Origin of the sequence: Lapidilactobacillus dextrinicus DSM 20335 (assembly GCF_001436095.1) — a bacterium.
GTDB classification, from domain to species: Bacteria; Bacillota; Bacilli; order Lactobacillales; family Lactobacillaceae; genus Lapidilactobacillus; species Lapidilactobacillus dextrinicus.
On sequence record NZ_AYYK01000010.1, the window covers coordinates 1 to 457 of the forward strand.

At 34.8% G+C, this 457-nt stretch carries 1 protein-coding gene; it reads right to left on the reverse strand.

The features are described 5' to 3' along the window. Window position 1 precedes the first annotated feature (1 nt). The coding region (locus FC84_RS06060) for a DDE-type integrase/transposase/recombinase (RefSeq protein WP_157051857.1) at window positions 2–457 on the reverse strand (456 nt) is incomplete at its 5' end.

Sequence of the window (457 nt, forward strand, 5' to 3'; positions counted from 1 at the left end):
ATTAGGTAATTGATTTTCTGTAGTCTACAGGAGATTGATTGCCTAATTTTGTAAATATACGTTTATTATTCCAAAAACTAATGTAGTTTTTGACCATTTCTATTACAATGTTATTGGAACCTATCGGTTCCTTATGGTTGTAGAATGTTTCAACCTTTAGGCAGGAGTGAAACGATTCTATTGGTGCGTTATCCGCTGGTGTTCCTTTACGGGACATACTGCGGATAACGCCTTTTTTGCGTGCCATTTCAAAAAATTCGCGTGATGTATAAGTTGAGCCTTGATCACTATGCAAGATTGTGTTTCCCGATAAATTGTCTAATTGCTCTAATGTATTTAAAACTAACTTTGTGTCAGGATGATCCGAAATTTGATAGGCAATGATTTCCGAATTAAAAGTGTCCATTATTGTTGATAAATACAACATTGTCTTCCCAAAGGGAAGATAAGTGATATC